Consider the following 7,388-nt stretch of genomic DNA (forward strand, 5'->3'; position numbering starts at 1 on the left):
GGAGCCATAGCAGCCTTTAATAAAAAAGGTATAAAAATACCTGAACAAATAAATATTGTTGGTTTTAGCAATTGGTTTATGTCTTCTGTTATATCTCCTTCTTTAACCACAGTAAACCAACCTGGTTTTAAAATGGGAAAAAAAGCATTTAAAATATTATACAAAGAAATAAACGACAAAAAGAAAAATAAAAATATTATCTATAAAGAAGTTATTCTAGACACAAATTTAATAGTAAGAAAATCTACAAAAAGCGACTTAAATTAGATACCAGATACAACCAAAAGCATTTTTTAAGCGTCTATTTTAGATACAAACCATAAAATTGGTTTAACAAATAATAAACATAATATTGTAACATAAACTATATGTTTGCGTCTACGTATTAAAATCAACCTAATGAAAAGCGTATTTTTTTTGATATTACTTTTTATTTCATCAATAACCATTGGTCAAATACAAGGAAAAATTACAGATAAAAAAGGAGATCCACTTTCTTTTGTAAGTGTGTATTTAAATAAAACAGTTACTGGCACAACCTCTAATGATAATGGCGATTATGTGTTAGATATCAATAAACCTGGAAAATACACAGTAGTTTTTCAATTTATAGGCTTTACAACCATAAAAAAAGAAATTTCAGTTACTTCTTTTCCTTATAAATTAGATGTTACTCTAGAGGAAGAAGCTGTAAGTCTAAAAGAAATTACGGTTTCTACAAAAGACAATCCCGCCAATAGAATTATTAGAAATGTAATAGCAAACAAAGAAAAAAACACCAACAAATACGACAATTATACAGCAAAATTTTACTCTAGAGGTTTAACAAGAATAAAAGACGCACCAGAAAAATTTTTTGGGCAATCAACTGGAGATTTTGGGGGTGGTTTAGACTCCACAAGAAGTGGTATTATTTATTTATCAGAAACATTTTCTAAAATTTCTTTTCAAAAGAAACCTAAAAAGTTTAAAGAAAAAATTGTAGCCTCTAAAGTTTCTGGTCAAGACAATGGTGTTAGTTTTAACAGAGCAGAAGACTCTAACATAGATTTATATGAAAATAGTATAGAAGTTTTTAACGGTTTAGTTTCTCCGGTATCTGGCAATGCTTTTAGTTATTATAGATACAAATTGGTAGGTACTTTTTACGATAAAAATGGCAAACTTATCAATAAAATAAAATTAATACCTAAAAGAAGTAATGATCGGGTTTTTGAAGGACATATTTATATTGTAGAAAACGATTGGGCCATTTATGGTGCAGACTTAATTACTACTGGCGCTCAGGTAAACATACCTGTTGTAAATAAATTGAAATTAAAACAAGGCTATAATTATGCTGATGAAATTGACGCTTGGGTTTTAATTAGTCAGACCATAGATTTTGATATTTCTATTTTTGGTTTTAAACCAAATGGAAAGTTTTCCTACGTATATTCAGATTATGACTTTAACCCAACATTTACAGAAAATACATTTACCAACGAGGTTTTAACTTTTGAAGAAAATGCAACTAAAAAAGACAGTGTTTTTTGGAACACACTAAGACCTGTACCTCTTACACAAGAAGAGGTAACAGACTATCAACTAAAAGATAGCATTAAGTTGCTAAGAAAATCTAAAAAATATTTAGATTCTGTGGATGCAAAAGGAAACAAGTTTGGTTTTTTAGATCCTTTAACAGGATATACATTTAGAAACTCTTATGAAAATAGGTCTTTTTCTTACAATGGACCTTTATTACAAACAGGTTTTAATACAGTGCAGGGTTTTTATACATCTGCCGGTTTTAGCTATTTTGAACAACTAAATGAAAAAGGAAAATGGTGGAATGCTGGTGTGGATGTAAATTATGCTTTTTCAGAAAAAAAGTGGAGGCCTACTTTTTACTTCACTAAAAAATGGAACAATATATCTAGAACTAGATTCACTATTTCTGGAGGTATAGAAACACCACAATTTAATGGCAGGCAACCCATATTAAATTTAAACAATACAATATCGTCTTTGTTTTACAGGCTAAACTATATAAAAATTTACGAGAAAAATTTTGCAAAAGTTAGATATTCAGAAGAAATTAAAAACGGAATTTATTTTGCAACTTCTTTAGAATATGCAAAAAGAGCACCACTTTTTAACACCACAGATTATTCGTTTGCCAAACAAGATGTAAATGGTTTTACTTCTAATAACCCTTTAGACCCAACAGATTTTACAAATGCAGCTTTTACAGAACATAATATTGCAACCTTAAATATAGGTACAACTTTTGTAATTGGTCAAAAATATTTGTCTTATCCAGATAGAAAATTTAATATTGGCGAAAGTAAATTTCCAACGATTAGTTTAAATTATATTAAAAGATTTGGTTCAGATAAATCAGAATTAAATTCAGATTTATTTATAGCAAACATAAGGCAAGATTTAAATGCCGGTAATTTTGGTAGATTCCAATATCATATAAGAGCAGGTGCTTTTTTAAAAAAGAAAGACATTGCTTTTATGGATAAATTACAAGCAAATGGAAACCAATTATTGTTTCCAATAGACAGAGAATTAAACAGCTTTAATTTATTAGAATATTACAAATATTACACCAATGATAAATATGCAGAAATGCATTTAGAGCATAATTTTAGAGGTGCAATTTTAGGTAAAATACCTCTGTTAAATAAATTAAATTTTCATTTAGTTGCAGGTGGTAAAGCTTTATTTATGGCAGATAAACACCCGTATACAGAGTACTCTCTAGGATTAGCAAATTTAGGTTTTGGTAAATGGCGTTTTTTAAGGGTAGAATATGTTAGTGCACGTTATGGAGCTATAAAAGAAAGAGGTTTGGTATTTAGAGCTAGCTTGTTTTAAAACATTTTTATGATAACAATTGAAGTATTATTTTTTGGGATTACTACAGATTTGGTAGGCAGAAATCAAGTAGAAATTACTATAGAAAAATCAATTTCTGTAGCAGAGTTTAAAACTTTACTATCTCAAAAGTATCCAAATTTAAAAAACATAGCTTCGTATGCAATTGCCGTAAACGAATCGTATGCAGAAGATACATCCATTATAAAAAAGGATGATGTTGTTGCAATAATACCGCCAGTAAGTGGTGGTTAATATTTTATCTCAAATATTTTTTATCAATATAAAAAGTTCCAAAAGGGATAATAGAGGCTAGCATAACAATCCCTAAAGTTTTAGCATTCCATTGCATTTGTTTCTGAATTACAATAGCCAAAACAATGTAACCCATAAATAGCAAGCCATGTGGCATCCCTAATAATTTTACATAACTATCATCTCCATTAAAATATTTAATTGGTACAGCAACAAATAATAGCAAAAGGTAAGAGATACCTTCTAAAAAACTAACAATTCTAAAAATATTTTTCATTTTGATGTAGCTAAAATTATACTACAAATGTCTTAAAAAACTTTCTTTTAAATGCTACTTTCATTATAAAATAAACATAATTTTTAACCTATAAGAAGCACTTATTTACCTATAAATAATTAGAATTTAGGAGTTTTATTTTCTCCTTTTGAAGCTGTATCTTTGCAAATAAGATTAAATAAAAATAAGACGTGGGTTTTAAAAAGCAAGATATATACAAAGCATTAGAAACCATAACTGCACCTGGAGAAGGTAAAAGTTTGGTAGAAAACAATAATGTAAAAAATGTAGTAATTTTTGGAGATGAGGTAAATGTAGATGTTACAATTAGCAACCCAACACTTCAGGCAAAAAAGAAAGTAGAAGCAGAAATAACGAAAGCCATTAAAAGTAATGTTTTAGAAACTTTACAAATAAAAGTAAATGTTTCTGTAGAAAAGCCAGCTGCTAAAGAAAATCCTAATTTAATAAGAGGTAAAGAAATACCAAATATTAAAAATATAATTGCAGTTGCCTCTGGTAAAGGTGGCGTAGGTAAATCTACTATAACAGCAAATACAGCTATTTCTTTAGCAAAAATGGGTTTTAATGTGGGTGTTTTAGATGCAGATGTTTACGGGCCTTCTCAACACATTATGTTTAATGTAGAAAGAGAAAAACCACTTTCTGTAAATGTAGATGGGCGTTCTAAAATGAAACCTATAGAAAGTTATGGTGTAAAATTATTGTCTTTAGGTTTTTTTACAAATCCAGATCAAGCTGTAATTTGGCGAGGACCGATGGCGTCTAAAGCCTTAAAACAATTAATTTTTGATGCAGATTGGGGCGAACTAGATTTTTTATTAATCGATTTACCTCCAGGAACTGGTGATGTACACTTGTCAATTGTGCAAGCATTGCCAATAAACGGTGCAGTTGTGGTAAGTACGCCACAAAATATTGCTTTGGCAGATGCAAAAAAAGGAGTGGCTATGTTTCAACAAGAAAGTATTAATGTACCTGTTTTAGGTATTATCGAAAATATGGCTTACTTTACACCAGAGGAATTACCAGAGAATAAATATTATATTTTTGGTCAAAATGGAGCAAAAAATTTAGCAGAAGATATTAAAACTCAATTTTTAGGAGAAGTACCATTAGTACAAAGCATTAGAGAATCAGGTGATGTTGGGCATCCAGTAGCACTACAAGAAGGTACAGTTTTAGAAAATGCTTTTAATGATATTACTAAAGAAATGGTATCACAATTAATAAAAAGAAATGCAAACTTACCACCCACAGAAGTAGTTAGAATTACTACTATGAGTGGTTGTAGTGCAGTAAAAAAATAAAGTTATGACAGCACAAGAAACACTAGAAAATGTAGAAAAAGCGCTAGATGAAATCCGTCCTTTTTTAATGAGTGATGGAGGCAATATTAAACTTTTGTCTATAGAAAATGCGATTGTAAAAGTACAATTAGAAGGTGCATGTACAGGCTGTTCTGTAAATCAAATGACTTTAAAAAATGGTGTAGAAGCCACCATAAAAAAGCACGCACCACAAATACAAGAAGTTATAAATGTAGCTTAATTTGTGTGTGACATTTGTCACACATTTTTTTGTATAAAAAATCTACTTTTGTTTTTCAAATATTTTTTAAATTAATGATTACTACAGATATATTAATTATTGGAGCAGGACCGACTGGATTATTTACTGTTTTTGAAGCAGGACTTTTAAAACTTCGTTGTCACTTAATAGACGCTTTACCACAAGCAGGAGGTCAGTGTTCAGAAATTTATCCTAAAAAACCCATTTATGATATTCCTGCTTATCCAGAGATTTTAGCAGGCGATTTAACCGATAAATTAATGGAACAAATTAAACAATTTGAACCAGGTTTTACATTGGGTGAACGTGCAGACACCATAGAAAAACAAGAAGATGAAACCTTTATTGTAACTACAAATAAAGGCACAAAACACCATGCAAAAGTAGTAGCAATTGCAGGTGGTTTAGGTAGTTTTGAACCTAGAAAACCACCCATACCAAATATCGCAAATTTCGAAAATGCTGGTGTTGAGTATATTATTAAAGATCCAGAAGTTTATAGAGATAAAAAAGTAGTAATTGCTGGTGGTGGAGATTCTGCTTTAGACTGGTCTATCTTTTTAACAGATGTAGCGTCTTCTGTAACTTTAATTCATAGAAGAAATGAATTTAGAGGCGCTTTAGATTCTGTAGACAAGGTACAAGAATTAAAAAATGCTGGTAAAATTGAGTTAATAACACCTGCAGAAGTGGTGGGTATTGCTGGCACAACTCAAGTAGAGGGAGTTTCTGTTATTAAAAAAGGTGGTGAGCCTTTTACAATTGAAACCGATCATTTTATTCCACTTTTTGGTTTATCACCTAAATTAGGTCCTATTGCCAATTGGGGTTTAGAAATTGAGAAAAATGCTATTAAAGTCAACAACGCTTTAGACTATCAAACCAACATACCAGGAATTTACGCTATTGGTGATGTAAATACATATCCGGGAAAATTAAAGTTAATTTTATGTGGTTTTCATGAAGCTACGTTAATGTGTCAAAGTGCTTACAAACGCATTTTTCCAGATAAAAAATATGTAATGAAATATACTACAGTTGGTGGTGTAGATGGTTTTGATGGCTCTAGAAAAGAAGCGCCAAAAGCAGTGGTTAAAAAGATTGAGTAAGTTTTATAGACCTCACAGGTTTTAAAAACCTGTGAGGTCTAATCAATACAAATAATAAGATTTTAAATTGTATTGAGTTTATTTTAATGTTAAAATTTCAAGAATCTCTTAAAAATTGAATAACGTCATTGTTAGCTAAGTAAATCAATTTTTTTATCAAAAATATATTCCTTACTTTGGAGAAAAATTAGAGCTATGATAGCATTAAGTATATTACCAATAAATAGTCCTTTTACAAGTCCTCCAAATTTATTAGAATTATTTGGTGTATTTATTTTTTGGTTACCCTTTATTATAATATTGATTTGGTATTATGATAAACTCACAAAAAGTAATTTTAATAAAAATAAATCTAAAATTATAAGTAAAAATACTTCCTGGGCAAAAATATTTTCTAACCTCTTTATTTTGATTCCTTTAATATTAATAATATTTAAATATATCAATTTTGGAGACCTCTTTACAGGTTTTGATGTATTTATACTAATTTCTTTAGTAACACTAATTTTATATTTAAATAATACATCAGAGGCTAATATTTCATCAAAATTTAATTTATCAAAAAACTTTTCTTTAGACAACCCAATTTACCAAACAAAAGACATCATATTACAATCTAATAGTGCAGATGCAAATTTTATAATTGCAGCAAAAAAAACATCTACTTGGACAAAAATTCTAGCATTTATTTTAATTGATATTGTTGCTGTAACTCCATTAGTTGACATCTTCTAAATCAATTAAAATTAGGTAAATTTTATTTTTATTTATTCTAAATAATAATTAAATTTGCGGGATGGAAATTTTTCAAGATGTAACTTTTAATGTTCAAATTACAAAACATACGTTTTGCAACTATCAATTAAAGATAGATGATAAAGTCATGTCGCTTACTTTTCCACAATTACTACAATTAAGAAACAAAGTACAAACTTTAACCAGTTTAGATAGTTTAGAAAACATCATTCAAAACGAAAACTTTGTGCTACTATTTATTGCAGACAGAAAACATTTGGTGTTTTTAGATATCCCCAAGCTTTTAGATTTAAAAGAAGAATTAGAGTATTGTTTTTCAGTAAATTAAAGGCTATATCTTTTATTTAGACTGCTTTTAAATTTATTTTCTAACATTATTTTAACGATGCTTTGCAGTATCTTTGATTTATAAATACCTACAGATTATGAAAACAGCCATAAGAAGACAAATGACGATACATCCAGAAGTGATGGATTTGTTAAACGACCAAATAGCACTAGAAATGCATGCATCTGCTTCTTATTTAGCAATG

Annotated in this window: 9 protein-coding genes; 8 read left to right on the forward strand and 1 reads right to left on the reverse strand. The window is 29.1% G+C overall.

All coding sequences use genetic code 11. The annotated features are described in order from the left end of the window. The 3 genes from ACTG3S_RS08985 to ACTG3S_RS08995 form a co-directional block, all read left to right on the forward strand. Nucleotides 1-267, forward strand: a 267-nt coding sequence (locus ACTG3S_RS08985) for a substrate-binding domain-containing protein (protein WP_439129021.1), incomplete at its 5' end; no start/stop codon positions are given. Nucleotides 268-399: 132 nt separating this feature from the next. Next, a complete protein-coding gene (locus tag ACTG3S_RS08990) occupies nt 400-2,865 on the forward strand; it encodes a DUF5686 and carboxypeptidase regulatory-like domain-containing protein (RefSeq protein WP_439129022.1) in 2,466 nt (821 codons plus the stop codon). 9 nt (nt 2,866-2,874) lie between these two features. Further along, a complete protein-coding gene (locus ACTG3S_RS08995) occupies nt 2,875-3,120 on the forward strand; it encodes a MoaD/ThiS family protein (protein ID WP_439129023.1) in 246 nt (81 codons plus the stop codon). A gap of 4 nt (nt 3,121-3,124) precedes the next feature. Here ACTG3S_RS08995 and ACTG3S_RS09000 read toward each other — a convergent pair whose 3' ends face one another. Beyond that, nucleotides 3,125-3,397 (reverse strand): DUF3817 domain-containing protein, encoded by a 273-nt coding sequence (locus ACTG3S_RS09000; protein WP_439129024.1) that lies wholly within the window; start codon nt 3,395-3,397, stop codon nt 3,125-3,127. 191 nt (nt 3,398-3,588) lie between these two features. Here ACTG3S_RS09000 and ACTG3S_RS09005 point away from each other — a divergent pair, with 191 nt between their 5' ends. The 5 genes from ACTG3S_RS09005 to ACTG3S_RS09025 all read left to right on the forward strand — a co-directional run bounded on the left by ACTG3S_RS09005 (nt 3,589) and on the right by ACTG3S_RS09025 (nt 7,183). Beyond that, complete coding sequence (locus ACTG3S_RS09005; RefSeq protein WP_439129025.1) at nt 3,589-4,728, forward strand: P-loop NTPase; 1,140 nt, start codon at nt 3,589-3,591, stop codon at nt 4,726-4,728. Nucleotides 4,729-4,732: 4 nt separating this feature from the next. Further along, nucleotides 4,733-4,969, forward strand: coding sequence for a NifU family protein (locus tag ACTG3S_RS09010; RefSeq protein WP_439129026.1), 237 nt, complete (start codon nt 4,733-4,735; stop codon nt 4,967-4,969). Nucleotides 4,970-5,043: 74 nt separating this feature from the next. After that, complete coding sequence (locus ACTG3S_RS09015; RefSeq protein ID WP_439129027.1) at nt 5,044-6,099, forward strand: NAD(P)/FAD-dependent oxidoreductase; 1,056 nt, start codon at nt 5,044-5,046, stop codon at nt 6,097-6,099. Between the two features lie 195 nt (nt 6,100-6,294). Continuing rightward, on the forward strand, nt 6,295-6,834 hold the full coding sequence (locus ACTG3S_RS09020) for a hypothetical protein (protein WP_439129028.1): 540 nt from the start codon (nt 6,295-6,297) through the stop codon (nt 6,832-6,834). Nucleotides 6,835-6,895: 61 nt separating this feature from the next. Continuing rightward, nucleotides 6,896-7,183, forward strand: a complete 288-nt coding sequence (locus ACTG3S_RS09025) for a hypothetical protein (protein ID WP_439129029.1) — start codon at nt 6,896-6,898, stop codon at nt 7,181-7,183. Nucleotides 7,184-7,388 lie beyond the last annotated feature (205 nt).

It is taken from the genome of Polaribacter sp. (genome assembly GCF_965656025.1).
Classification (GTDB): Bacteria; Bacteroidota; Bacteroidia; order Flavobacteriales; family Flavobacteriaceae; genus Polaribacter.

Coding starts and splice junctions, on each gene's coding strand:
- ACTG3S_RS08990 (WP_439129022.1), top strand. CDS start 400: ATGAAAAGCGTATTTTTTTTGATATTACTTTTTATTTCATCAATAACC.
- ACTG3S_RS08995 (WP_439129023.1), top strand. CDS start 2,875: ATGATAACAATTGAAGTATTATTTTTTGGGATTACTACAGATTTGGTA.
- ACTG3S_RS09000 (WP_439129024.1), bottom strand. CDS start 3,397: ATGAAAAATATTTTTAGAATTGTTAGTTTTTTAGAAGGTATCTCTTAC.
- ACTG3S_RS09010 (WP_439129026.1), top strand. CDS start 4,733: ATGACAGCACAAGAAACACTAGAAAATGTAGAAAAAGCGCTAGATGAA.
- ACTG3S_RS09015 (WP_439129027.1), top strand. CDS start 5,044: ATGATTACTACAGATATATTAATTATTGGAGCAGGACCGACTGGATTA.
- ACTG3S_RS09020 (WP_439129028.1), top strand. CDS start 6,295: ATGATAGCATTAAGTATATTACCAATAAATAGTCCTTTTACAAGTCCT.
- ACTG3S_RS09025 (WP_439129029.1), top strand. CDS start 6,896: ATGGAAATTTTTCAAGATGTAACTTTTAATGTTCAAATTACAAAACAT.